The following is a 24,859-nucleotide window of genomic DNA, read 5'->3' on the forward strand; positions in this document are numbered from 1 at the left end:
GGGCGGCGCGGTCGCCACCCGGGCCCCGGTCCTACTTCTTCGCCTTGTCCGCCGACGAGTCCGTCGACAGCGCCGCCACGAAGGCCTCCTGCGGAACCTCGACCCGGCCGATGGTCTTCATCCGCTTCTTGCCCTCCTTCTGCTTCTCCAGCAGCTTGCGCTTGCGGGTGATGTCGCCGCCGTAGCACTTGGCCAGCACGTCCTTGCGGATCGCGCGGATGTTCTCGCGCGCGATGATCCGCGACCCGATGGCCGCCTGGATCGGCACCTCGAACTGCTGGCGCGGGATCAGCTCGCGCAGCTTCGTCGTCATCGAGGTGCCGTAGGAGTAGGCGTCGTCCTTGTGCCGGATCGCCGAGAACGCGTCGACCGGCTCGCCCTGCAGCATGATGTCGACCTTGACCAGGTCCGACTCCTGCTCGCCCGCCTCCTCGTAGTCGAGGCTCGCGTAGCCGCGCGTGCGCGACTTCAGCGCGTCGAAGAAGTCGAAGATGATCTCGGCCAGCGGCATCGTGTACCGCAGCTCGACGCGCGTCTCGGACAGGTAGTCCATGCCGCCGAGCTGCCCGCGCCGGTTCTGGCACAGCTCCATGATCGTGCCGACGAACTCCGACGGCGCCAGCACCGTCACCTTGACGACCGGCTCGAAGATCTGCGCGACCCGCCCCGTCGGCCAGTCCGACGGGTTGGTGACCAGCTGCTCGGCGCCGTCGTCGCGCACCACCCGGTAGACGACGTTCGGCGCCGTCGAGATCAGGTCGAGCCCCGCCTCGCGCTCCAGCCGGTCACGGGTGATCTCCAGGTGCAGCAGGCCCAGGAAGCCGCACCGGAACCCGAAGCCCAGCGCCGCCGACGTCTCCGGCTCGTAGGTGAGCGCCGCGTCGTTGAGCTGCAGCTTGTCGAGCGCCTCGCGCAGGTCCGGGTACTGCGAGCCGTCGACCGGGTAGAGGCCCGAGTAGACCATCGGCCGCGGCTCCCGGTAGCCGGTGAGCGGCTCGCTCGCGCCGTGCCGCTGGCTGGTGACCGTGTCACCGACCTTCGACTGCCGGACATCCTTCACCCCGGTGATCAGGTATCCCACCTCGCCGACGCCCAGGCCGTCCGACGGCTTGGGCTCCGGCGAGACGATGCCGACCTCGAGAAGCTCGTGCGTCGCGCCCGTCGACATCATCCGGATCCGCTCGCGCGGGGTGATCTTCCCGTCGACGACCCGGATGTAGGTGACGACGCCGCGGTAGGTGTCGTACACGGAGTCGAAGATCATCGCCCGGGCCGGTGCGTCCGGGTCGCCGACGGGCGGGGGCACCTGCCGGACGACCTCGTCGAGCAGCTCGCGCACGCCGTCGCCGGTCTTGGCGCTCACCCGCAGCACGTCCTCGGCCTCGCAGCCGACGATGTGGGCGATCTCGGCGGCGTAGCGGTCGGGGTCGGCGGCGGGAAGGTCGATCTTGTTGAGGACCGGGACGATCGTCAGGTCCTTCTCCAGCGCCAGGTACAAGTTCGCGAGCGTCTGCGCCTCGATGCCCTGCGCCGCGTCGACCAGCAGGATCGCGCCCTCGCACGCCTCGAGCGCGCGGGAGACCTCGTAGGTGAAGTCGACGTGGCCGGGGGTGTCGATCAGGTGCAGGACCACGTCCTGCTCCGAGCCGTCCTCGCCGGTGACCTTCCACGGCAGCCGGACGTTCTGCGCCTTGATCGTGATGCCGCGCTCGCGCTCGATGTCCATCCGGTCGAGGTACTGCGCCCGCATCGCGCGCTCCTCGACGACCCCGGTGAGCTGCAGCATCCGGTCGGCCAGGGTGGACTTCCCGTGGTCGATGTGGGCGATGATGCAGAAGTTCCGGATGCGCTCCGGTGGGGTGAACGTGCGGTCGGCGTACGTCGTCACTCAGGTTCCTTCGCTGCGGGTGACCTCCATCGTCCCATGTCGGTCGCCGCGGCCTGCGGCCTCCCGGCCGCCCACCGATCCGGTGACCTGCGCGTGCGTCGGGTGTGAGCGGCGACACCATCGGGAACGTGGGGATCAGGAGGTGTCCCCCATGACCACGACGCCGAACCAGACGCCGTACGAGCCGCGGCACCGCGCGGCACCGTCGCCGCAGGACCCGCCGCCACCCGATATGCAGGACGCGATACCTCCCGACGACGCGCCGGGGGCACGGCACGCCGCCGTCGACCCTCCGACGGCGCCCGGTCCACACGTGGCACCCGGCCCGGCCAGGCCTCCCCGCGGTACCGGTCCGGGTCCCTCCGGTGCACGAGCCGACGCCGCTCCGGGATCCGGTCCGCGGACCGGCGCCGCCCCCGAGACCGTGGCCGGCCGAGGCGCGGCCGACGGCGGCGGTCCGCAGACCGGCGCCGCTCCGGGGGCCGTGTCAGAGGAGTCCGCGCCGGGCGCCGGGGACGGGCGGGGCCCGGCCGGCTGGGTCGGCCGGACCGTCCACGGCCGCGACGGTGTCCGGCTGGGCACGCTCTCCGGGGTGCATCCGCCGGCCGACGGCTCCACGGTGCCGTGGGGCGTCGTCAAGGAGAGGTTCGGCAGGCGCCGGCTGGTACCCCTCGACCGCGCGACCCCGCACGGCGACGACGGCGTCGCGGTGCCGGTCGACCGCGCGGCGTTCCGCACCGCGCCCGCGGCCCGCTCCGGCGAACCCGACGCCCACACCCGCTCCGAGCTCGACCGGCACTATGCCGGGCGCAGCGCTCTCATCATGGCGCGCGAGCGGCAGCACGAGCGGTTCGGCGGGGTCAAGTTCGGTGCGGCGTTCTTCGGCTGGATCGTCGCCGTCGGGCTGACGGTCATCCTGCTCGGGATCGCCGCGGGCCTCGCCGCGGCCACCGGATTCTCCCTCGACCTCTCCGGGTCCCCCGCCAACCCCGCGCCCGAGACCGTCGGGCTGGTCGGCGCGATCACGATCGTCGTCGTGATGGGGCTGGCCTACCTCGGCGGCGGGTACGTCGCCGGGCGGCTCGCGCGGTTCGACGGCGCCCGCAACGGCACGGCCACCTGGGTCCTCGGTCTGATCGTGACGATCGTGCTCGGTATCGCCGGCGCGGTCGCGGGCGCGGAGTACGACGTCATGGACCGCATCGTGCTGCCCTCGATCGCGCTGCCGACGGGCGCGCTGACCATCGGCGGCATCGTCCTGCTCGTGGTCGTCGCGATCGTCACCCTGCTGACCGCGACCCTCGGCGGGCGGCTGGGCGAGCGCTACCACCGCCGCGTCGACCGGGCCGGCGCGCCCGCCTGACCCGGGCACCGGCGCCCCGGCCCCTCGCGCCCGGGGCCGCCCCCGAGCCGCAACCCCACTGCTCTCCTCGGGCTGGGAGAGAGCAGCGGGGTTGCGGCCGGTCGGTGGCGCGCAACCCCACTGCTGCCGACCGCATGCGAGACGACCGTCAGGTTGCGACCGGATGCCGTGGCGGCGTGCGGGCGTTCAGACGGGACGACCGTCCGGCGGGGCACTGTGCCAGCGCCATTCCTGCAACCGGGGATGGTCGGCGTCGAGGGCGCAGCGGCCCGTCGACCAGCGCAGTGTGGGCCAGGAGCGCGCCCCTCGCGGCGCCGCCGGGAACAGGCGGTGCAGGACGTGCTGGGCGAGATGGGCGTCGGGCTCGAAGACGAGCCCGAGCCCGCGGGCGGCGTCGTCGGTGTGCACCAGCAGCTCCAGGCAACCCATCGCGGCGAAGCCGGCCGGATCGGCGGCGCCGAAGGGATGATGCCCGCGGACCTCGGGCGGCATCGTCTCGACGACGCAGGCGAGCACCTCCGCGCAGACCGCCGTCGTGGCCAGCAGCTCGGCAGCCGGGACCGCGGGGTCGAGCCGCACGTGCAGCGCCGCGACCGGCGAGCCGCCGGCGGCGAGGTCGGCCGCGAACTGCAGCAGCGTCTGCCCGACGTGCGCGACCACCCCGGCCACGGACATGTCGACGCCGCTCGCCGCGACCGACCAGTCCCGCTCGGCAGCGGGTTCGAGCAGCGTCGCGCTCGCGGCAGCGGCCTGGCGCACGTCGTCGGCGTCCATCCGGAGAGGGTAGGACCCCCGTCGCAAAAAGTGATAGCACGTTCCGCCAGAAAATAGCTATCATCTAGATAGCGGCCGGACACCCCGGCCCGGGGGAGGAAGATCATGAGCGCGCAGGACACCCGTAGCGCCGAACTCGACGTCACGCCGGTGCGGATGCCGGACCCGGCTGTCCGCGAGCACAGGGCCTGGGGGCCGAACGGTTTCGTGGGGCTGCTCGTCGGGCTGGTACTCGTCGGCGCCGGGATCGCGGCGATCGCGGCCGGCACGGGGGTGCTGATCGGCCTCGGCGTCGTCGCGCTGGTCGCCGGGTTGTTCACGCTGCGCGGCCTGACCACGGTCGCGCCCGGCGAGGCGAAGGTCGTGCAGTTCTTCGGCCGCTACGTCGGCACGGTCCGGACGTCGGGGCTGCGCTGGGTCAACCCGCTCACCAGCCGGCAGAAGATCTCCACCCGCATCCGCAACCATGAGAGCGACGTCCTCAAGGTCAACGACCTCGACGGCAACCCGATCGAGATCGCCGCCGTGGTCGTGTGGCAGGTCGAGGACACCGCCCGCGCGGTCTTCGAGGTCGACTCCTTCGTCGCGTTCGTGCACACCCAGACCGAGACCGCGATCCGGCACATCGCCACCAGCTACTCCTACGACTCGCACGACGACGACCGGCTCTCCCTGCGGCAGAACGCCGAGGAGATCACCGAGCGGCTCTCGCGCGAGATCGGCGACCGCGTGGAGTCCGCGGGCGTGACGATCATCGAGTCGCGGCTGACCCACCTCGCCTACGCGCCCGAGATCGCCGGTGCGATGTTGCAACGCCAGCAGGCCGGGGCCGTCGTCGCGGCCCGGGGGCGGATCGTCGAGGGCGCCGTGGGGATGGTCGAGATGGCACTGGCCCGGCTGTCGGAGCGCGAGATCGTCGAGCTCGACGAGGAGCGCAAGGCCGCGATGGTGAGCAACCTGATGGTGGTGCTGTGCGGCGACCGGGCGACACAGCCGATCGTCAACGCGGGCTCGCTGTACCACTGACCGGACGACGATGCCCGATCGCAAGAGCTTCCTGCTCCGGCTCGACCCGGCGGTCCACGATGCCCTCGCCCGTTGGGCCGCCGACGAGCTGCGCAGCACCAACGCGCAGATCGACTTCCTGCTCCGCGAGGCGCTGCGCCAGGCCGGCAGGCTGCCCTCCGGGGCCACGGGCCCTCGCCGTCGCGGGCGACCGCGCAACGACGAGCCCGCAGAGCCCTGACCCTCCGGCTGGTGAGCCACGTGCGGCCCGACCCTCCGACCGTGCTGCGGGATGCGCTTCCGCTGCCGGTCGACGGGTCGGCCGGGTGTGTGCGGGCGTCGGGTGAGTCGGCCGAGCCGTCGCGACCGAGGCGCCGAGACCTGACCTGCGTTCGTCGGCGTACGGGGCGTTCGTGACGGTCAGGTGGCGACGACGACCAGCGCGGCCGCGGCCCCGGCAACTCCCGCGGCTCCCGCGGCTCCCGCGGCTCCCGCGGCTCCCGCGGCTCCCGCGGCTCCCGCGACGACGAGCAGCCCGCCCGCCGCGACGAGGTCGGGCCCCAGCACCGCGGCGTCGCGGGCGCCGACGGCCCGGACCGTCCAGGTGCGGACCGTGTCGATGCCGCGGATCGTCAGCGTCGCGCCTGGAGCCAGCCCGGTCAGCGTCTCGGGTGCAGCGAGCACGACCACCGTTCGGCCGTCGTCCTCGACGATCCGGCCGCCCGTGGCGGGCGGCGCCGGGACACCACCTGCGGCGGGCGCGGGCACGGGCACCAACGCGACGGTCGTCCCGCCGACGACGAGGTGCGTCGCCGCCGTCGGCGCCTCTGTACTCGACGTCGGGGTGCCGGCACCGGTGGCCGTGGCGGCGGCCGGCGACAGGGCCGTCGTCGGGGTCGTCGGCGGCGGTGTCGTCGGCGGTGTGGTCGTCAGCGGTGTGGTCGTCGTCGGTGTGGTGGTCGTCGGTGTGGTGGTCGGCGGCGCGGCCGGTGTGGTGCCGCCCGGGTTCGCCTGGCTGCCCGGGGGCCCGCCGCCGGGATCAGCCGTGACGGGGTTCGGCGCGCCCGGGTTCGTCGCGGAGTCGGGCGGGGACCCCGCGCCGGGAGCGGTCGTCGACGTGTCCGGCGCGCTCGACGGCGCTGCTCCACCGGCGGGGCTCGTCGTGAGGGCCGAGGCGGACGATCCGGTCGTGGTCGCCGTGCCGGACGGCGACGTCTCGCCGGCGGCGACGGCAGCTGCGGCGGTCACCGGCTCCGGTGGGAGCGAGGTCGACGGGACCGGCACCTCGGTCGGCGGCGGCGCAGGCGGGGCCTCGAACACCGCGGGCGGCGGCCGACGGGTCGACGGGGCGCCCTCCGGCGGCGCGGAGGGCAGCAGCCCGGGCGTGGTCGCACCGGTCGCGGCGGGACGGGTGGCGCCGAGGTAGTCGTCGCCGGACCACCGGTAGTAGGCGGTCTGCACCGGACGCCCGAACGTCGGCGCGTTCACCATCTTCCCGTCGCCGATGTACATGCCGACGTGGTGCACGGCCCCGGGCGCGCCGTAGAAGACCAGGTCACCGGGCTGCAGCGCCGCGTCGGGCGCTACGTGCGGGCCGCGGGCGTACTGCGTCGCCGCCGTGCGCGGCAGCGTGATCCCGGCCGCGGCGTAGGCGAAGGTCGTGAGCCCCGAACAGTCGAACCCCTCGTCGCCCGCGGCGGGCCCGTTGCCACCCCACTGGTAGGGCAGCCCGATCTGGGCCATGGCCGTGCGGACCGCGACGGCGGCACGGTCGTCGGGCAGGCCGCTGGTGAACTCCGCCGACGTGAGCGCACCGTCCGCGGCGGGGCGCGCCGGCGTGCGCGGCACCGTCACGGGTGCGATCGACGGCCCGGCCACCGCCAGGGGCAGCGCCGTGGCCGGTGGCTGCGGGAGCACCGGCGGGAGGGCGAGCTCCTGCTGCTGGGCCAGTGGCCGGACCGGGACCGCCGACGGCATCCCGCATGCCGCGCAGCCGAGCAGGAGGGCCAGCGCCCACGAGGCGAGGACGCCGTCGCGTTCCCCGCGCCGGGCACGGGCGCGGTGCCGTCCGCCGCGCGCACGCGGGTCGGGACGAACCCACCCCTCGTCACCCGCCGTCACCACCGCTGCCCCCGGAACGGTCGGCCCCCTTGACGACGAGCATGCCCGGTGCGCGTGCCGGGCGACAGCCCCTCACCCAGGGGATCGATCGTCACCCGATCAGCGGGGCGCGTCGACGATCAGGCTCGTAACCAGGTCAGGACCGCCATCACCCGGCGATGGTCATCCCCCGACGGGGGAAGGCCGAGTTTTCCGAAGATCGACGAGATGTGCTTCTCCACCGCTCCGGGCGTCACCACGAGTGCCCGACCGATGGCGTTGTTGGTCCTGCCCTCGGCCATCAGGGCCAGCACCTCGCGCTCACGCGGGGACAGCTCCGCGAGCGGATCGCGCCGTCGTCTGCGGGTGAGCAGCGCGGACACCACCTCGGGATCGAGCACGGTGCCGCCCTCTGCCACCCGGTCGAGCGCGTCGGACAGGTCGGCCAGCTTGGAGACCCGGTCCTTGAGCAGGTAGCCGACGCCCCCGCGACCGCCCCCGGTGCCCGACGCCAGCAGGTCGGCCGCGTAGCTCTCCTCGACGTACTGCGACAACACGAGGATCGCCGTCGCCGGCACCTTCTCGCGCACCTCGACCGCGGCGCGCAGCCCCTCGTCGGTGAACGTCGGCGGCATCCGCACGTCGACGACCGCGACATCCGGCGAATGCTCGACGACGGCTGCCACCAGCGACGTCCCGTCCCCCACCGCGGCGACGACCTGCGCCCCGGCCTCCTCCAGCAACCGGACCAGGCCCTCGCGCAGCAGCAGCGAGTCCTCCGCGAGGACGACCCTCACCCGTCACTCCCCCTCGTCACCCACCAACGGGATGTCGGCGGTCAGTACGGTCGGGCCGCCGGGTGGGCTGTCGACGTCGAGCATGCCGTCCACCGCCGACAGTCTGTCGGCCAGCCCGGCCAGACCATGTCCCTTGCCCAGGTGCGCGCCGCCGACCCCGTCGTCGAGGACCTGCACCAGCACTCGTTCGCCGTCGAGCCGTACGGTCACCGCGCAGTGCGACGCGGCACTGTGCTTGGCGACGTTGGTCAGCGACTCCGTGACGACGAAGTACGCGGCGTTCTCCACCTCCCCCGGCAGCCGGCCGTCCGCGGGCAGGTCGACGTCGAGCGAGACCTCGACGGGACAGCGTGCAGCCGCCGCCGCGAGCGCCGGGCCCAGTCCCCGGTCGGCCAGGATCGGCGGGGCGATGCCGCGCGAGAGCGCCCGCAGCTCCGTCAGCGCCTCACGGCTCTGCTCCAGCGCCTCGGCGACGAGCGAACGGGCGCGGTCGGGGTCGTCGTCGAGCCGCCGGGTGACCGCCTCGAGGTCCATCGTGAGCCGCACGAGCCGCTGCTGCGGGCCGTCGTGGATGTCACGCTCGAGGCGGCGCAGCGTCTGGGCCTCGGCCGCGACGGCAGCCCGCCTGCTCGCCGCCAGCTGGGTGGTCCGGGCCCGCAGGGCGGCCGACTGGTTGGTGAGCAGACCGCGCGCGACGGCGGCCCGGGCGATGACGAGCACCCGCAGCACCACCGGGAGCAGCAGCAGGAGGACGATGCCGCCCGCGGTCGTGATCGCGACGTCGATGAGGCGCGAGGCCTGCCCGGCGACGATGCCGTAGAACCCGCTGAACTCGGCGTCGTACGGCAGCGCCCACTGCCAGGTGACGTAGAGCGTGGAGCCGAGGGCGACCGCGGTCCACACGACGGCGACGATGAAGCACGTGAGCCGCAGCGGGAAGCCGACGACCGCATGCAGCAGATCGCGCCATGACTGGGGCTCGGCCAGCGACCGCAGCATCCGCCGGAGGCCACGCCCGGTCGGCTCCCGGTAGTGGTGCGGTGGCAACGGCCTGCCCAGGACCGCCTCGGTGCTGCGCCGCTCGACGGTCGCGAGACCACGTGCCGCCCGCAGTGTGAACAACAGGATCGGCAGCCCGATCCAGACGACGATGGTGGACACACCGGCGGCGAAGCCCGCGATCGCGACCACGAACGCCACGACGCACAGCGGCAGGCCGCCGATCAGGTACCGCAGGTCACGACCGGCCCTGGCCACGACTCCGCGGCGCTGCGCCGGTCTGCCGGTGCCGACGCGGACGGGATCGGCACGGACGGGATCGGCACGGACGGGATCGGGGACGGCGCGACCACCGCGACCCGGCGACGGGCCCGCGACGCCGTCCGCGGAGGCGTCCGGGGACGGTACGGCTGTTCCGGTCATACCTCCCACCCTCGTCGTGCGCGGCGCGGTCGCCCAGCCGGTGGACCGCAGGGACAAAGGTGGGGCCAACCCGAAGCCGGGAGGGCTCCCTCCCCGGCCTGCCGACGATCACCGTCGCGTGGGAAGCGTTCGGCCTGCCGGGGAGGAAACCTCGCAGATCATCTCGGATGCGATCCCCGACGGTCACGCAGGGTGGCCTCATCGGCAGCGCATGGCCACTCGTTCGGTCCCGAACACCGGACCCGCGGCCCCCTCGACGTCGCGCGCGGTGACGCCCCCGTCCTCGCCACCGTGCCGTCCCGGGGATCCGTGGGTCCGATGCCTCCGGACCTCCGACGGTTGCCGACCGGAGATCGGTTGTCAATGCTCGCCACCGAGTTGTCCACAAGCCGGACCGTTTCTCGGCGCGTCGGGACCGTCACCGACAGTTGTCCACAGGCGGGCGGTCGCGGCGTCGAAATGTCGGCCCACCGGCGCATCCTCTGCGGCATGACGAACTTCCGGATCACCCCGCAGGGCCCGTTCTCACTCGCCGAGGCTGCGACGTTCGGCTTCGGGCACCGCGCCGAGGCGAGTTTCGACGGCACCATGCGCATGGCGTTCTGTCTCGACGACCTGAGCGGTCAGGTCGGCGTCGCCCTCACCGTCGACGGCACGGATGTCGTGGGCACGGTCTCGGGCCTACCACCGGATGCCGACGTGGCGGCCGTCCGCGCACAGGCTGCGCGCATCGTCTCCCTCGACGTCGACGCCCGCGAGTACGAGCGGGTCGCGGCGGCCGATCCGGTGGTCGCGCCCGTGCTGGCCGCCGCACCCGGGCTTCGCCCCGTCCTGTTCCACTCCCCCTACGAGGCCGCGGCCTGGAGCGTGCTGTCGTTGCGCTGGGCCCGTCGGCAGGCCGCCGCGGTGCGCGAACGCCTGGCTCGGGCCCACGGCCGGGTGCTGGACGTGGCCGGGGTGCCGGTGGCGGCGTTCCCCACGCCGGGGCAGCTCCTCGCCGTCGAGGCCTTCCCCGGCATACCGGAGGTGAAGATGCAGCGGCTGCACGCCGTCGCGCGCGCCGCGCAGGCCGGCACGTTCGACCTGGCGACGCTGCGGGCCGCGGATCCCGACGATGCCGACGCGGCCCTGCGCGCCGTGCCCGGGATCGGGCCGTTCTCCTCGGCGCTGATCCGCGTGCGGGCCACGGGCGTCACCGACGAGTTGGTCGACGCGGAGCACAACCTCGCCGAGATCGTCGGCGAGCGGTACGGGCTCGACGGGCCCGCCGACGCCGCCGACCTGGCGAGGATCGCCGAGGCATGGCGCCCCTTCCGGACCTGGGTGGCCGTCCTGCTGCGGGCGGCCGCGGGGCGGGTCCCCGTGGGGAACGGACGAGCGGCCTGACGGTCCCCGGCCGCCGAGGACAGGGCCACCGCAGCGAACGGCACGGGGCGGGCTCCGCGGCCCGTCGGTGGCGGGCGGTCACCGACAGATCGCCCGCGGCGGTGAGGGATGATCCGAGGGCCGTCGGTCGCGCCACGGGCGCCCCCGGCTACGGTCCCGAAATGGGTGCCCGAAGCGTCCCGCTGTCCACCCGTGTCCGGTTCTCGGTCGCGGTCGCCCTCCTGCCACTCGTCGTGCTGACCGCCTGCGTCGGCGTGGACCCGGCCTCGACGCCTGCGGACCGGGCAGCGCCACCGACACCGGTCGCTCCGTCCGCGGCGTCCTCCGGACCCGCCTCGTCGATCGCTCCTGCCGCCGACGTGACCCGCCCGGCGGGCTCGCCCCGGGCCTGCGACCTGCTCACCGCTGCCGACGTCGCCTCGGCCACGGGAGCGCCCGTCTCGGCCGGGGAGGGCACGGAGAGCGCCCGCCGCTCGGTCTGCGCGTTCACCGCGAGCCGCCCCGGCGGACCCGGGGTGACCCTCGGGGTGGAGCCCGCCGAGCGCTTCGACGCGAAGGCCGACGCCTCACGCCGGTCGGTCGGTGTCCCGGGCGAGAGCGTCGACGGCCTGGGCGCCCGCGCCGTGTTCTTCTACAGCGACGCCGATCTGCCCGAGGGTGTCGGTGGTGTACTGGTCCGGTCGGGGACGAGCACGCTCGACGTCACCCTGCAGGGCCTCGGCGACCGCGACCGCACACGGCAGGCAGCCGTCGCCGTCGCGACGACCGCGCTCGCCGGGCTCTGACGCACGCCCGGCCGGCACGGCCCGACGCCGGACAGCCGGCGCACGTTCAGGGAGTCGGACCGGTGAACTTCGGTGCGCGCTTCTCCAGGTGCGCCGCAACACCTTCACCGACGTCGGGCAACCCGAAACCGTAGAACTCCAGAGCGAGGGAGGCGTCGAACGCGGGGCCTGCGCTGCGGTACCAGTTGTTGAGCGCGAGCTTCGTCCAGCTCACCGCGCTCGGGGCGCCGACGACCAGCTTGCGGGCGACCTCCATCGCCTTGTCCTGAACCTCCTCGTCGTCCACGCACAGCGAGACGAGCCCGATCCGCTCGGCCTCCTCCCCCGTCAACGCATCGCACGTCAGGAGGTAGTACTTGGCCTTCGCCATGCCGCACAGCAGCGGCCAGCTGATGACCGCGTGGTCCCCGGCCGCGACGCCGAGCCGGGTGTGCCCGTCGACGATCTTCGCACTCTTCCCGGCGATCGAGATGTCGGCGAGAAGCGCGACGGCCAGCCCGGCGCCGACCGCCGGACCGTGGATCGCCGACACGATCGGCTTGGAGCAGTTGATGACGTTGTAGACCAGGTCACGGGCCTCCCGCAGGACGCGCGTCCGGACGAGCGGATCGGCGACCATCTCGCTGATCATGTCGAACGCTCCGCCCGCGGAGAACGCCCGTCCGGCGCCCCTGACGACGACGGCCCGCACCGAGTCGTCCCGGTCGATCACCGGCCAGATGTCGGCGAGCTGGGCGTGCGCGTCGCGGCCGACGGCGTTGAGATTCGGGCCGTCGAGGGTGATCCGCAGGACGGACTCCTCGGGCCGGTCGACCTGCACGGCGTTGAACCGATCGTAAGCATCCGACATGGACCGAAGGGTAGGTGAGAACGTGGGGACATGACTGCCGACGACCTGTGGGCTCAGGTGGACGAGTACTACACGCAGCGACTCCTCGACGACGACGAGACATTGGCGGCGGCGTTGCGCGCCAACGCCGATGCGGGTCTGCCGCCGATCGACGTCACGCCCGCGCAGGGCAAGCTGCTGCATCTGCTGGCCCGCTCGGTCGGCGCGCGTCGGGTGCTGGAGGTCGGCACTCTCGGCGGGTACAGCACGGTCTGGCTCGCCAGGGCCGTACCGGCCGACGGCGAGGTCGTCACCTGCGAGGTGTCGCCCCGGCACGCCGAGGTCGCGCGGGCCAACCTCGACGGTGCGGGGGTCGGTGACCGGGTACGGATCGTGCTGGGCCCGGCGCTCGAGACCCTGCCGAGCGTCGAGGGCCCGTTCGACATGGTCTTCGTCGACGCCGACAAGGCCTCCAACACCGAGTACCTCGAGCACGCGATCCGGCTCGCGCGGCCGGGGGCGCTGGTGGTCGTCGACAACGTCGTGCGCGAGGGCCGCGTCGTCGATCCGGACGATCCGGACCCCGCCGTCGTCGGCACCCGTCGCTTCGCCGACGCGCTGGCCGCCGATCCCCGGATCTCGGCGACGGTGGTGCAGACGGTGGGCGCCAAGGGCTACGACGGGTTCGTGCTGGGCGTCGTCGAGGGCTAGGACCGAGGGGCAACCGGCCGCGGCGCCAGCACACGTCGGGTCGCGGCGGGCCGATCGACGGCGCCCGTGCCCAACCGCGGCCACCGTCGGACGACCGCGAGACGCGTGCGGACAGTTCAGCACGGCCCCCAGCGGGTCAGGCGCGCCGGGTCCGGTAGCGGCCCGGCGTCGTGCCGACCATCCGGCGGAAGTGCCGGGTCAGGTGCGCCTGGTCGTAGAAACCCGTCGCCGTCGCGACCTCGGCGGGCGGGAGGCCGTCGAGCAGCAGCGCGCGGGCGCGGTCGATGCGCCGCCCGGTGAGGTACCGGTGCGGCGGCAGGCCGAACCGGGAGGTGAAGCTACGCACGAGGTGGGTCGGGTCGACCCCGAGGACGGCGGCCGCGTCGTCGAGGGAGAGGCCGTCGGGGACGGCGGCGTCGAGCAGGTCGCGCAACCGGGCGGCGAGCCCCGGGTCGCGCACCGGGTGCGCAGGGCCGACCCGGCCGGTGAGATGCCCACGCAGCCGGTCGCGGACCAGCGTGAGGCGGCTCTGCGCAGCGAGCTCCTCCCCCGGCACCCCGAGCACCTCGTGGAGCTGGGAGATCCACAGCCGCAGCAGCGCGTCGTCGAGCGCGGGCCGGTCGACCGCCGCGCCGATCCGGTCCTCGCCGAGGACGTCGGGTTCGAGGTAGAGCACGCGCTTGCGAAAGCCGTCGGCGGTGGCCGCGCGGCCGTCGTGGGGCACGTGCGGCGGCAGCAGCGTGACGTGCGAGCGCAGCGCGCCGTGGGCGTGGCGGTCGAGGTCGTAGCGGACGGCGCCGTCGTCGATGATCAGCAACGTCCAGGCGTCGTGCGTGTGCGCGGGGTAGGCGTGGTCGACGAACCGGGCATGGAAGACCTCGGCGACACCCGGCACCGCCGGACGCCACGCCGTCACCTCGGACCCCCGTGGGGCCGGACCGCCCACGTCAGGAACGTACAAGACGCGGCGGGGCAGCCGGGCGCACCGTCGGAGCATGACGAACGAGTCGCCCCCCGCCGCGCCCGCCCGCTTCCCGACGAAGGTCGTCGTCCTGCTGCGCGACGACCTCGCCGGCTGGCAGGCGCTCAACGTCACCGCGTTCCTCGCGGGAGCCGTCACGGCGGCGGTGCCCGAGCTCGTCGGCGAGCCCTACGCGGACGCCGACGGCACCGGCTACCTGCCGATGCTGGGTCAGCCGGTGCTGGTCATGGCCGGTTCGAAGGAGGTGCTCACCGCCGCCCGCGAGCGCGCGGTCGGCCGTGGCATGCCGGTCGCGGTGTTCACCTCGGACCTGTTCGCGACCGGCAACGACGTCGACAACCGGGCCGCGGTGCGGGCCGTCCGTGCCGCCGACCTGGATCTCGTCGGGCTCGCCGTGCACGGGCCGCGCAACGCCGTCGACAAGGTGCTGAAGGGGGCCCGGATGCACCCGTGAGCGGCATGCGCCCCGCCGCCGGACGCGAAAGGTGTTAGAACAACCGGGTGGACGCTTCCGACCTCGACGACGTGCTGGCATCGGTACGGGAGTTCATCCGGCAGGAGGTCGTTCCGCTCGAGGAGCAGATCGACGCCGACGACGCGATTCCCGACGAGATCGTCGCCCAGTGCAAGGCGATGGGGCTCTACGGCTTCACGATCCCCGAGCAGTACGGCGGCCTGGGGCTGGCCGTCGCCGAGGAGGTCGAGCTCGCGATGGAGCTCGGCTGGACGACGCCCGCGCTGCGCTCGCTGTTCGGCACCAACAACGGCATCGCCGGGCACGTCCTGATCGAGGGCGGGACCGAGGAGCAGAAGAAGTCGTGGCTGCCACGGCTGGCGTCGGGTGAGGTCACGGCGTCGTTCGGACTGACCGAGGCGGAGGCCGGGTCCGATCCGTCGACGCTCAGCACCGTCGCGCGCCGCGACGGCGACGACTGGGTCATCAACGGCTCGAAGCGCTACATCACGAATGCGCCCGTCGCCGACGTGATCATGGTCTTCGCGCGGACCAACCCCGACGCCCCGGGCAACCGCGGCATCTCGACGTTCCTCGTACCCGCGGGGACGCCCGGCCTCTCGACCGGCCCGAAGGACCACAAGATGGGCCAGTTCGGCGCCTGGACGTCCGACGTGCACCTCGACGACGTGCGCGTCCCCGCCGAGGCCGTGGTCGGCGGCGAGGCCGGGATCGACAACGGCTTCCGGATCGCGGCGAAATGCCTGGCCCACGGGCGGGTGCACATCGCGGCGGTGTGCGTCGGGATGGCGGCGCGGCTGGTGCACGAGACCGTGGAGTACGCCAGGGCGCGGCAGGCCGGCGGCAAGCCGATCGCCGCGTTCCAGCTGGTCCAGGGCATGGTCGCCGACTCCGTGACCGACCTGCACGCCGGCCGCGCCCTTGTCCGCCAGGCCGCGCGCGCCTTCGACGACGGCAGCGACAAGGTCGCCGGACCCGCCGCGGCGAAGTACTTCTGCTCGGAGATGGTGGGCCGGGTGGCCGACCGCGCGGTGCAGGTCCACGGCGGTGCGGGCTACATGCGCGGCGTCGCCGTCGAGCGCTTCTACCGCGACGCCCGGCTGTTCCGCATCTACGAGGGCACCAGCCAGATCCAGCAGGTGATCATCGCCCGCGACGCGCTCGGGCCGGCCGCTCGCGGATGAGCACGCTCCGGTTCCGCACCGCCACGGCCGTCGACCGGCCCGCCATCTGGCCGGTGTGGCACCGCGTCGTCGCGCCGGGGGCGGGTCCTGCTCTGCGGCGACTCGGCGCACGTGCACTCCCCCGCCGGCGGCCAGGGCATGAACCTCGGCCTCGGCGACGCGACGAACCTCGGCTGGAAGCTGGCGCTCGTCGCGGCCGGCTACGCGCCGGAGTCGCTGCTGGACACCTACACCGCCGAGCGGCATCCCATCGGCGATGGGGTGCTGCGCTGGAGCATGGCCCAGACGGCGCTGTCGTCGACGAGCGGACCGCGGGCCGACGCACTGCGGGAGGTCATGGCCGACCTGCTCGACACCCCGGACGGGGCGACGTACGTCGTCTCCACGATCAGCGGCGACCGGCAGCGCTACGACCTCGGACGCGGGCACCCACTGCTCGGCACCCGCGTCCCCGACATCCCGCTGGGCGACGGCCGCACCCTCGCCGACGCGTTCCGGACCGGCCGGGCAGTACTCGTCGACCCCACCGGCGCCTCCCGCGACAACACCACCGCGTGGGCCGACCGACTCACCCTCGTCCCCGAACCGGACACGACCCCGCCCGCACACGACCCCGCCGAGACCCCGCCCGCAACCCTGGTCCGCCCCGACGGCTACGTCGCCTGGATCGCCGCCGACCCGGACGACACCGCCGGCCTCCAGGCGGCCCTCACCCGCTGGCTCGGCCCACCCCGCACCTGACCCGCCGCAGTCCTCCCACGCTCGCCCCGCCTACCGCGATAGCGATGAGGTTGCGCCCGGCCGGCGCCGCGCAACCCTGCGGCTGCCCGAACGAGGCAGGAGAGCAGTGAGGTGGCGCCCGGTTCGTCGAGCGCAACCCCAGGGCTGCGATATCCGCGCGCAGGAGCAGTGAGGTTGCGGCCGGTCGGTGCCGTCACCGCAGGAGCCGGGCCGTCGTCCCGGAAACGCGCGACGACCCGGCACCCCTGAGGGCGCCGGGCCGTAGTGAACGCATGCGACCTAGTGGTCGGCCGGGCGGAGGTGGTACTCGAAGACGAGCCCGCCGACCATGATCAGCAGCAGCACACCGGCGATGACCAGCAGCCAGATGAACCAGAACGCCAGCGCGACGCCGACGAGGGCGGCGGCCGCGGCGAGACCGATGGGCCAGTAGCTGCCGGGCGAGAAGAAGCCGACCTCACCGGCACCGTCGGAGACCTCGGCGTCCGGGTTGTCCTCCGGACGGGTCTCCAGCCGGCGCGACACGAACCGGAAGTACGTGCCGATGATCAGCGACAGCCCCCCCGTCAGGAACAGGCAGGCGATCCCGACGGCCTCCTTCGTGACGATCGTGTAGACGATGGCCGCGATGAAGAAGAAGGCGGTGGTGATCTCGAAGATTCGGGATTCGACCTTCACGGTGTCTCCTCGCCTCCGCTAGCTGTTCTGCGGCTCCGACGCGGACCGCTGGGTCCGGTCGGTGCTGAACGGGTAGGTCGTGGTGGCCTGCGGGGCGCACAGCTGCGGGTCGCAGCCCTGGGACTGCAGCTGCTGCAGCGCCTGAGCGACGGTCATGTCCTTGTTCGCCGTGCGCATGGACATGTACGAGTCGAACAGGTTCGGCGGGAGCGCGCGCACCTCGAAGTTCATCTGCGAGTGGTAGGAGCCGCAGAGCTCGGCGCAGCGGCCGACGAAGGCGCCCGTCTTGTCGATCTTGTCGATGACGAAGACGTTGTCGGTGTCGTTCTTCTCCGGCATCGGGAAGACGTCGCGCTTGAACAGGAACTCGGGCACCCAGAAGCTGTGGATGACGTCCTTCGACGTGATCGTGAACTGGATGCTCCGGTCGGTCGGCAGCACCAGGATCGGGATGGTGCTCGACGTGCCGAGCGACTCGACCGTGCCGCCCTGGTGGTTGTCGACGTCGAACTGCCAGTTCCACTGGAAGGCCGTGACCTGGACCTTCTCCTGCGGGGCGTCGTTCTTCACGTCGACGTAGTTCTGCACGTTGACCGTGAAGCCGAACAGCACGGCCACGATGATCGTCGGGACGACCGTGAAGATGATCTCGACAGGCAGGTTGTACTGGGTCTGGCGCGGGGGCGTGCCGTCGTCGCCCTTCTTCTTGCGGTGGAAGATCACCGTCCAGAACATTGCGCCCCAGGTGATGACGCCGACGATCAGCGCCGCGATGGCGGCCCACGTCCAGAGGGTGCGCATCGACTCGGCCTGCGGGGTGACGCCCTCGGGCCACCCGAACCGCACGACCTCCTCGACGGAGCAGCCCGTCGTCAGGGGAACGATGGCGATTGCGAGAACCGCCAGCTTGGCTGCGCGCCGCCAACCGGTGCGGCGACCGTCGACCCCGCGCTGTGCTCGGCCCACTGCTCGCCGCCTCCTGCCTCTCGTCCTACCTGTTGCACCGGCCCTGACCAGGCCGGATGCGCCGTCCAACGCACTCGACGCACGCGCGTTCTTCGACCAGGCGTAGAGACTAACCGAGCACCCCACCGGCACGCCCCCCGGGTGTTGCCGACGGCACCGTCGGAGGGGGTCGCCATACTGGCTCGCCATGTGCGGACTGCTGGGACTGCTGACCGCCGGAGCCGACGCGTCCGGCCGGACCGGACCGATCTCGGATGCGCTGCGCTGCATGCGCCACCGCGGCCCGGACGAGAGCGGGACCTGGAACGACGCCGACGCGGTCTTCGGCTTCAACCGGCTGTCGATCATCGACGTCGAGAACTCGCACCAGCCGCTGCACTACGCCGACGGCCGCTACACGATCGTCTTCAACGGCGAGATCTACAACTACCTGGAGCTGCGCGCCGAGCTCGCGGAGTCCCACGGTGCGACGTTCGCCACGGAGGGCGACACCGAGGCGATCGTCGCGGCCTACCACCACTGGGGCCCCGCGGCGGTGTCGCGGCTGCGCGGCATGTTCACGTTCCTGATCTGGGACGCCCGGGAGCGTGTGCTCTTCGTCGCACGCGACCCGTTCGGCATCAAGCCGCTCTACGTGGCCACGGGCCCGACGGGCACGGCGTTCGCGAGCGAGAAGAAGAGCCTGGTCCGGCTGCTGGGCGAGCTCGGGCTGACCGACGACCTCGACCCCGTCGCCCTGCAGCACTACCTGACGTTGCAGTACGCCCCCGAGCCCGGCTCGCTGCACCGGGCGATCCGCCGCGTCGAGTCCGGCACGCACATGACGGTGCGCCCCGGCGCGGAACCGGAGTCCGAGCGGTACTTCACCCCGTCGTTCCACTCCGGAGCGGGCACCGGCCCGGCCCTGCACGCGCGGATCGCGGCCACGCTGCGCGACTCCGTCGCCAAGCACATGCGCGCCGACGTGACAGTGGGCGCGTTCCTGTCCGGCGGGATCGACTCGACGGCCATCGCGGCGCTGGCCAAGGAGCACAACCCCGACCTGATCACCTTCACCACGGGGTTCGAGCGCGAGGGCTACTCGGAGATCGACGTCGCCGCCGAGTCGGCGGCGGCGATCGGGGTGCGCCACGTCGTCCGGACGGTCAAGCCCGACGAGATGATGGACGCCCTGCCGCTGATCGTCTGGTATCTCGACGACCCGGTGGCCGACCCGGCGCTGGTCCCGTTGTGGTTCATCGCCCGCGAGGCGCGCCAGCACGTCAAGGTGGTCCTCTCGGGCGAGGGCGCCGACGAGCTGTTCGGCGGTTACACGATCTACCGTGAGCCGCTGTCGCTCGCGCCGTTCGAGCGGGTCCCGGGCGCGCTGCGCACCCTGCTGGGCAGGGCGTCGGCCCGGCTGCCCGAGGGCATGCGCGGCAAGGACCTGCTACGCCGGGGTGCGCTGCCGATGGAGCGCCGCTACTACGGCAACGCCAGGATCTTCCGCGACGAGCAACTCGCCGGGGTGCTGCGCCAGTACGACCCGCGGCGCAGCCACACCGACGTCACCGCCGCGCACTACGCGGAGTCGGCGGGCTGGGACCCGGTGGCACGCATGCAGCACGTCGACCTGTTCACGTGGCTGCGCGGCGACATCCTGGTCAAGGCCGACAAGATGACGATGGCGAACTCGCTGGAGCTGCGGGTGCCGTTCCTCGATCCCGAGGTGTTCGCCGTGGCCTCGGGGTTGCCTCGCTCGGAGAAGGTCACGGGCACCGACCGCTCGGGGACGACGAAGTACGCGCTGCGCCGGGCCCTGGAGGGCATCGTGCCCGCGCACGTGCTCAACCGCCGCAAGCTGGGGTTCCCGGTGCCGATCCGGCACTGGCTGCGCGACGAGATGTACGGCTGGGCACGCGACATCGTCCGCGACTCGCAGGCCGACCACCTCGTCGACCTCGCCGCGGTCTCGGCCATGATCGACGCCCACCGCGACGGCCCGATCGACCACAGCCGTCGTATCTGGACGCTGCTGGTGTTCCTGATCTGGCACGGGATCTTCGTCGAGGACCGCATCCACCCCGAGGTCCCGGAGCCGGCCTACCCCGTGCGGCTCTGAGCAGGAGCCCGTCAGCGGGAGACCCTGAGACACCGGCCGGGGCCGGAAATCCGGTGGACGGATCGGACGTGCCGGCAGGATCGTGACGGCATGATGACGGCCGTCACGGACGTGGAGATCACTCGCGTCGCCGACGAGCCGGGCCTGCGGACCTGGTTCGACGTCGGCGCGGCCGCCGCCGCCCACGACCGGCCCGCCGACCCGCCCCCCTCGTGGGCGGAAACCCGGGCCGAGCTGACCCGGCCGTGGCCGCGCCGGGTCGTCGAGCACTGGGTCGCCCGCCGCGACGGCGAGGCGGTCGGCGCGCTCTCGCTCGCGATGCCGACCCACGACAACGTGGGGTCCGCGCTCGTCGACGGGGACGTCCTGCCCGCGCACCGGCGCAGGGGCATCGGCCGGGCACTGCTCGCGCGCGCCGCCGAGCGCGCCCGCGCGCACAACCGGACCCGGTTGATCCTCGAGGTCCGCCGCGGTGGCGAGGGCGAGGCGCTGATGCGCGCCGTCGGTGCCCGCGCGGCGCTGCACGACCGACGTCGCAGGCTGCCGCTGCCGCCCGCCGACCCGGCCGCGCTCGCCCGGCTCGAGGCCGAGGCCGTCGCCGCCGCGCCCGGCTACACCGTGGTCGGGTGGGACGGTCCGACGCCGGCCGAGCACCTCGACGACATCGCCCGGCTGAGCGGCCGGATGTCGACCGACGCCCCGTTCGACGACCTGCACTGGGAGCCCGAGGCCTACGACGCCGCCCGCATCCGCGAGATCGACGCGGCACTCGCGGCGCGCGGCGTCACCGCCCTCGTCACCGCCGCGCGGGTGGGCGCCACCGGTCCGCTCGTGGCCTTCACCGTGCTCCTCCACCGGACCGAGGTCCCGTGGCACGCGGGGCAGGGCGACACGCTCGTCGAGCCCGCCCACCGCGGCCACCGCCTGGGCGCGCGGGTCAAGCTCGCCAACCTCGCCCGGCTCGCCGCGGCCGCACCCGAGGTGCGGGCCGTCGACACGTGGAACGCCGACTCCAACCCGTGGATGGTCGCGATCAACGAGGCGATGGGCTTCCGGCCGTACGACGCGTGGACGGAATGGGAGCTCGACGTGGAACCCGCCACAGATCCGTGACCGGTCCCGGATCTCGCGGGCGACGGGCGCGCGGGCGTCCGGCAGCAGGTCGGGGCGGCGACCGGACGTTCCGGGCGCCGTGGCGGAGCGGTGACTCCGGTTATCCGGAGGCTGTGAAGTCGGGCTCCCCGGCCTGTGCGGGCGGCCCGGACAGGGTGCACTGGGCACATGACGCCTTCCGCGACGTCCACCGTCCCGCCTCCGGCACGCTCCCCGCAGCCGCTGACCGACGGCCGCAAGAGCGGCCCGGAACACGCCCTCGTCATCACGTTCGTCGTGCTCCCGCTGCTGGCCGTCGCCGCAGCCGTCCCGCTCGCGTGGGGCTGGGGGCTCTCGGTCACCGACATCGCGATCGCGCTGGCGTTCTACGTCGTCAGCGGGCTGGGGATCACCGTCGGGTTCCACCGGCACTTCACCCACGGGTCCTTCCGCGCCAACCGGGGGCTGCGGATCGCGCTCGCCGTCGCGGGGAGCCTCGCGTTCCAGGGCACCGTGACCGGGTGGGTTGCCGACCACCGCCGCCACCACGCGTTCTCCGACAAGGCCGGTGACCCGCACTCGCCCTGGCTGTTCGGCACCGGCCCGCGTGCGCTGGCCCGCGGCATGTGGCACGCGCACGTCGGCTGGCTGTTCGGCCGCGACCGCACGAACGCCGCGCGCTTCGCCCCCGACCTGCTGGCGGACCGCGACGTCGTGCGTGTCGACCGGGCGTTCCTGCCGATCGCGGTCGCCTCGCTGCTGCTGCCCGGCGTGATCGGCGGCCTGGTGACGTGGTCGCTCACCGGGGCGCTGACGGCGATCTTCTGGGCGGGGCTCGTCCGGATCGCGCTGCTGCACCACGTCACGTGGTCGATCAACTCGATCTGCCACATGTGGGGCGACCGGCCCTTCGCCGCGCGCGACCGCTCGGTCAACGTCGCGTGGCTGGCGCTGGCGTCGTTCGGCGAGTCGTGGCACAACCTGCACCACGCCGACCCGACGTGCGCACGTCACGGGGTGAAGCGCGGCCAGATCGACATCTCCGCCCGGCTGATCCGGATCTTCGAGAAGCTGGGGTGGGCGACGGCGGTGCGCTGGCCCACCGAGCGCCGGCTGAGCCGCATGCGCGCTCAGGACGGCGCGAGCACCCGCAGCGCCGCCGGCCGGACCGTCACCGTGACCGACCCGGACGTGAGCGGCTCGCCGTCGGCGTGAACCGGCAGCGGGCGGTCGGCGTCGAGCTCGACCGTCCGCGCCCGTCGCACCTCGACGTCGGGCCGGCCGACGTGCGAGCCGTCGTAGACCTGGCGCATCGACGAGATCAGCGCCCAACGTGACGAGTCGCGGATCATCAGCACGTCGAGCAGCCCGTCGTCGACGACGGCCGTCGGCACGATGTGCATCCCCGCGCCGTACCAGCCCGAGTTGGCGACGACGACCGACCAGCCCCGCTCGGCCCACTCGACGCCGTCGAGGACCAGCCGGAACCCCGCCGGGCGCGTCGTGAGCAGCGCGCGGACCGCCGCGTAGGGATAGACGACGCGGCCCGGCACCCGCGGCCGCGCCGCGACGATCTCCGACGCGACCGAGTCGACCCCGGCGTAGACGCTCCCGAGCACGAGCCGGCCCGCGGCGTCGATGACGTCGACGGCGCGCTCGTGCCCGTCGCGCAGTACCGCGGCCGCGCCTGCGGGGTCGGTCGGGAGCCCGAGCTGGCGGGCGAAGTCGTTGCCCCGCCCGGCGGGGACGATGCCGAGCACTCCGCCCGCGGCGGCCACCGCACCGGCCACGGCGCCCGTGTGGCCGTCGCCGCCGACGGCGACCACGACGCGTCCGTCGCCGACCGCCCGCGTCGCGACCTCACGCGCGTGGGCGCCGTCGCGGGAGCCGACGACCTCGAGCGTGCCGCGCGGCAGCAACGTGACGAGCTCCGCGGCGACCTGCGCGCCGGCGCCGTGCCCCGCGGCCGGGTTGACGACCGCGGTGTACGCGGTCACGGCACGAGGACGCCGGGGTTGAGGATGCCGGCGGGGTCGAGCCGCGCCTTGACCGCGCGCAGCATCTCCACGCCCAGGGGCCCGATCTCGCGCTCCAGCCACGGCCGGTGCTCGACGCCGACGCCGTGGTGGTGGGTGAGCGTCCCGCCGCCGTCGACGATCGCGTCGGTCGCGGCCTTCTTCGCCGCTCCCCACGCGGCGACGGCGTTCTCCCGGGCCGCGGCCACGACGGTGAAGTACAGCGACGCACCCGTCGGGTAGACGTGCGAGACGTGGCACATCACCAGCGGCGGGGTGCCCTGCGCCGACAGCGACGCCGTCAGTGCCGCGGTCACGGCCTCCTTGAGCGCCACCAGCGTCGACCAGCTCGTCGCGGTCTCCAGGGTCTCGGCGATCGCGCCGGCGTCGAGCAGCGCGTCGCGCAGGTAGGGCGCGTCGAACCGGCCGGCGGCCCACCCCTCGCCGATCGCGTCGTCGAGCCGGGTGCCACCGGCGGCCGCGAGCGCCGCGGCCCCGGCGGCGGCGAACGGCTCGACACCGGCGCTGGTGCCGTCGTAGCCCGCGACGACGAGGCAGCCCCCGGCGGCCGGGCGGCCGTGCAGGCCGGCGTCTACTCCCGTCTCGGCCTCGTCGGACAGCCGCAGGACGGTCGGCAGGGGGCCGCGCTGGGCCAGCTCGCGCACGGCGGCCACGCCCTCGGCGAACGACCCGAACCGCCACGCCTGGTAGAGCGTGCGCTCCGGTGCCGGGTGCACCCGCACCGTGAGCTCGGTGATGACGCCGAAGGCGCCCTCCGACCCGAGGATCAGCTGCCGCAGGTCGGGTCCGGCGGCCGACGAGGGGCCCCGCCCCAGCTCGATCGTTCCCTCGGGGGTGGCGACCTTCAGCGCGAGGACCATCTCGTCGAACCGCCCGTAGCCGGCCGACGCCTGGCCGGCCGAGCGCGTCGCCGCGAACCCGCCGAGGCGCGCCCACTGGAACGACTGCGGGAAGTGACCGAGGGTGAACCCCTTGGCCGCCAGCAACTCCTCCGCCTCGACCGCGGGAGTGCCGGCCTGGAACGTCGCCGTCAGGGACTCGGCGTCGAGCGAGACGAGCCCCGTCATCCTGCGGACGTCGACGGCGACCAGCCCGCTGTAGCCCGCCCGGTCGGCGGCCAGCCCCCCGACGACGGAGGTCCCGCCACCGAACGGCACGACCGCGACCCGGCGGCGCGCGCAGGCACCCAGGACGCCGAGGGTCTCGTTGTGCGTCGCGGGCAGGACGACGGCGTCGGGGGCGCCGCTCGCGTCCCCCGCGCGCAGCCGGAGCAGGTCGGTGGTCGACCGGCCGGCGGCGTGCCGGATACGAGCGTCGCGGTGGCTGTGCAGGTTCGGCGGCCCGACGAACATCGCGAGCTCGCTCGACACCGCCATGTCGAGCTTCGGCGGCGGCAGCGTCACCTCGGAGAGCGCGACCGGCGGCCGTTCGGCGGGTTGCACACCGAGGGCCTGTTCGAGCAGGGTGACCACGCCCGGGGGGAGCGTGACGGCCTTCTCCGGGTCGCCCCACCCGGACCACAGCATGTCGCGGCGTCGCGGCTT

The 24,859-nt window shown here is 73.7% G+C and carries 23 protein-coding genes and 1 pseudogene; 13 read left to right on the forward strand and 11 right to left on the reverse strand.

Annotated elements, in window-relative coordinates:
• Positions 1-31 precede the first annotated feature (31 nt).
• Positions 32-1,888: a translation elongation factor 4 gene (lepA, locus tag PSED_RS22775; RefSeq protein WP_013676595.1), complete on the reverse strand. Its 1,857-nt coding sequence runs from the start codon at positions 1,886-1,888 to the stop codon at positions 32-34.
• Positions 1,889-2,372: 484 nt separating this feature from the next.
• On the opposite strand from lepA, the gene PSED_RS22780 reads away from it, so the two are divergent.
• Positions 2,373-3,251: a hypothetical protein gene (locus tag PSED_RS22780; protein WP_143770578.1), complete on the forward strand. Its 879-nt coding sequence runs from the start codon at positions 2,373-2,375 to the stop codon at positions 3,249-3,251.
• Positions 3,252-3,437: 186 nt separating this feature from the next.
• Here the strand turns inward: PSED_RS22780 and PSED_RS22785 are convergent, their stop codons facing one another.
• A complete protein-coding gene (locus PSED_RS22785) occupies positions 3,438-4,025 on the reverse strand; it encodes a maleylpyruvate isomerase N-terminal domain-containing protein (RefSeq protein ID WP_013676597.1) in 588 nt (195 codons plus the stop codon).
• 105 nt (positions 4,026-4,130) lie between these two features.
• On the opposite strand from PSED_RS22785, the gene PSED_RS22790 reads away from it, so the two are divergent.
• Positions 4,131-5,051, forward strand: coding sequence for an SPFH domain-containing protein (locus PSED_RS22790; protein WP_013676598.1), 921 nt, complete (start codon positions 4,131-4,133; stop codon positions 5,049-5,051).
• Positions 5,052-5,061: 10 nt separating this feature from the next.
• The gene (locus PSED_RS22795) at positions 5,062-5,271 is read left to right on the forward strand and encodes a type II toxin-antitoxin system antitoxin (RefSeq protein WP_013676599.1); all 210 of its coding nucleotides are present in this window, start codon (positions 5,062-5,064) and stop codon (positions 5,269-5,271) included.
• 179 nt (positions 5,272-5,450) lie between these two features.
• On the opposite strand, the gene PSED_RS35545 is transcribed toward PSED_RS22795, so the two are convergent.
• The 3 genes from PSED_RS35545 to PSED_RS22810 all read right to left on the reverse strand — a co-directional run bounded on the left by PSED_RS35545 (position 5,451) and on the right by PSED_RS22810 (position 9,349).
• Complete coding sequence (locus tag PSED_RS35545) at positions 5,451-7,151, reverse strand: C40 family peptidase (protein WP_325176123.1); 1,701 nt, start codon at positions 7,149-7,151, stop codon at positions 5,451-5,453.
• A gap of 119 nt (positions 7,152-7,270) precedes the next feature.
• The gene (locus PSED_RS22805; RefSeq protein WP_013676601.1) at positions 7,271-7,927 is read right to left on the reverse strand and encodes a response regulator transcription factor; all 657 of its coding nucleotides are present in this window, start codon (positions 7,925-7,927) and stop codon (positions 7,271-7,273) included.
• 3 nt (positions 7,928-7,930) lie between these two features.
• A complete protein-coding gene (locus tag PSED_RS22810) occupies positions 7,931-9,349 on the reverse strand; it encodes a sensor histidine kinase (protein ID WP_013676602.1) in 1,419 nt (472 codons plus the stop codon).
• Between the two features lie 489 nt (positions 9,350-9,838).
• On the opposite strand from PSED_RS22810, the gene PSED_RS22815 reads away from it, so the two are divergent.
• Together PSED_RS22815 and PSED_RS22820 are read left to right on the forward strand one after the other, a co-directional pair.
• Positions 9,839-10,735, forward strand: a complete 897-nt coding sequence (locus tag PSED_RS22815; RefSeq protein WP_041762098.1) for a DNA-3-methyladenine glycosylase family protein — start codon at positions 9,839-9,841, stop codon at positions 10,733-10,735.
• Between the two features lie 161 nt (positions 10,736-10,896).
• Positions 10,897-11,520 (forward strand): hypothetical protein, encoded by a 624-nt coding sequence (locus tag PSED_RS22820; RefSeq protein WP_013676604.1) that lies wholly within the window; start codon positions 10,897-10,899, stop codon positions 11,518-11,520.
• 46 nt (positions 11,521-11,566) lie between these two features.
• Here the strand turns inward: PSED_RS22820 and PSED_RS22825 are convergent, their stop codons facing one another.
• Positions 11,567-12,370, reverse strand: coding sequence for an enoyl-CoA hydratase/isomerase family protein (locus PSED_RS22825; protein WP_013676605.1), 804 nt, complete (start codon positions 12,368-12,370; stop codon positions 11,567-11,569).
• 30 nt (positions 12,371-12,400) lie between these two features.
• On the opposite strand from PSED_RS22825, the gene PSED_RS22830 reads away from it, so the two are divergent.
• A complete protein-coding gene (locus tag PSED_RS22830) occupies positions 12,401-13,060 on the forward strand; it encodes an O-methyltransferase (RefSeq protein ID WP_013676606.1) in 660 nt (219 codons plus the stop codon).
• 136 nt (positions 13,061-13,196) lie between these two features.
• Here PSED_RS22830 and PSED_RS22835 read toward each other — a convergent pair whose 3' ends face one another.
• Positions 13,197-14,006: a helix-turn-helix domain-containing protein gene (locus PSED_RS22835; RefSeq protein WP_013676607.1), complete on the reverse strand. Its 810-nt coding sequence runs from the start codon at positions 14,004-14,006 to the stop codon at positions 13,197-13,199.
• 49 nt (positions 14,007-14,055) lie between these two features.
• Here PSED_RS22835 and PSED_RS22840 point away from each other — a divergent pair, with 49 nt between their 5' ends.
• The 4 genes and pseudogenes from PSED_RS22840 to PSED_RS35555 all read left to right on the forward strand — a co-directional run bounded on the left by PSED_RS22840 (position 14,056) and on the right by PSED_RS35555 (position 16,442).
• Entirely contained in the window at positions 14,056-14,496 is a 441-nt protein-coding gene (locus PSED_RS22840) for a DUF2000 domain-containing protein (protein ID WP_013676608.1), read from the forward strand.
• A 47-nt stretch (positions 14,497-14,543) separates the two neighbouring features.
• On the forward strand, positions 14,544-15,701 hold the full coding sequence (locus PSED_RS22845) for an acyl-CoA dehydrogenase family protein (protein WP_013676609.1): 1,158 nt from the start codon (positions 14,544-14,546) through the stop codon (positions 15,699-15,701).
• A gap of 78 nt (positions 15,702-15,779) precedes the next feature.
• Positions 15,780-15,965, forward strand: a pseudogene (locus tag PSED_RS35550) (FAD-dependent monooxygenase); the annotation flags it as partial.
• 12 nt (positions 15,966-15,977) lie between these two features.
• Positions 15,978-16,442 carry an aromatic-ring hydroxylase C-terminal domain-containing protein gene (locus PSED_RS35555; RefSeq protein ID WP_407692850.1) on the forward strand — a complete coding sequence of 155 codons (465 nt, stop codon included), beginning with the start codon at positions 15,978-15,980 and terminating at the stop codon, positions 16,440-16,442.
• Between the two features lie 279 nt (positions 16,443-16,721).
• Here the strand turns inward: PSED_RS35555 and PSED_RS22855 are convergent, their stop codons facing one another.
• Both PSED_RS22855 and ctaC read right to left on the reverse strand, forming a co-directional pair.
• Positions 16,722-17,120: a cytochrome c oxidase subunit 4 gene (locus tag PSED_RS22855; RefSeq protein WP_013676610.1), complete on the reverse strand. Its 399-nt coding sequence runs from the start codon at positions 17,118-17,120 to the stop codon at positions 16,722-16,724.
• 18 nt (positions 17,121-17,138) lie between these two features.
• The gene (gene ctaC, locus PSED_RS22860; RefSeq protein WP_013676611.1) at positions 17,139-18,086 is read right to left on the reverse strand and encodes an aa3-type cytochrome oxidase subunit II; all 948 of its coding nucleotides are present in this window, start codon (positions 18,084-18,086) and stop codon (positions 17,139-17,141) included.
• Between the two features lie 187 nt (positions 18,087-18,273).
• Here ctaC and asnB point away from each other — a divergent pair, with 187 nt between their 5' ends.
• From asnB to PSED_RS22875, 3 genes are all read left to right on the forward strand, one after another.
• The gene (gene asnB, locus PSED_RS22865; RefSeq protein WP_013676612.1) at positions 18,274-20,187 is read left to right on the forward strand and encodes an asparagine synthase (glutamine-hydrolyzing); all 1,914 of its coding nucleotides are present in this window, start codon (positions 18,274-18,276) and stop codon (positions 20,185-20,187) included.
• A 90-nt stretch (positions 20,188-20,277) separates the two neighbouring features.
• Entirely contained in the window at positions 20,278-21,300 is a 1,023-nt protein-coding gene (locus tag PSED_RS22870) for a GNAT family N-acetyltransferase (RefSeq protein WP_013676613.1), read from the forward strand.
• A 168-nt stretch (positions 21,301-21,468) separates the two neighbouring features.
• Positions 21,469-22,494 (forward strand): acyl-CoA desaturase, encoded by a 1,026-nt coding sequence (locus tag PSED_RS22875; RefSeq protein ID WP_013676614.1) that lies wholly within the window; start codon positions 21,469-21,471, stop codon positions 22,492-22,494.
• Here the strand turns inward: PSED_RS22875 and PSED_RS22880 are convergent.
• Both PSED_RS22880 and PSED_RS22885 read right to left on the reverse strand, forming a co-directional pair.
• Positions 22,410-23,276 carry a diacylglycerol/lipid kinase family protein gene (locus tag PSED_RS22880; RefSeq protein ID WP_013676615.1) on the reverse strand — a complete coding sequence of 289 codons (867 nt, stop codon included), beginning with the start codon at positions 23,274-23,276 and terminating at the stop codon, positions 22,410-22,412. The two genes, PSED_RS22875 and PSED_RS22880, sit on opposite strands and share 85 nt — an antisense overlap.
• The gene (locus tag PSED_RS22885; protein ID WP_013676616.1) at positions 23,273-24,841 is read right to left on the reverse strand and encodes an FAD-binding oxidoreductase; all 1,569 of its coding nucleotides are present in this window, start codon (positions 24,839-24,841) and stop codon (positions 23,273-23,275) included. The genes PSED_RS22880 and PSED_RS22885 overlap by 4 nt, the downstream gene beginning before the upstream one ends.
• Between the last annotated feature and the right edge of the window lie 18 nt (positions 24,842-24,859).

The organism is Pseudonocardia benzenivorans CB1190 (genome assembly GCF_000196675.2).
GTDB classification, from domain to species: domain Bacteria; phylum Actinomycetota; class Actinomycetes; order Mycobacteriales; family Pseudonocardiaceae; genus Pseudonocardia; species Pseudonocardia benzenivorans.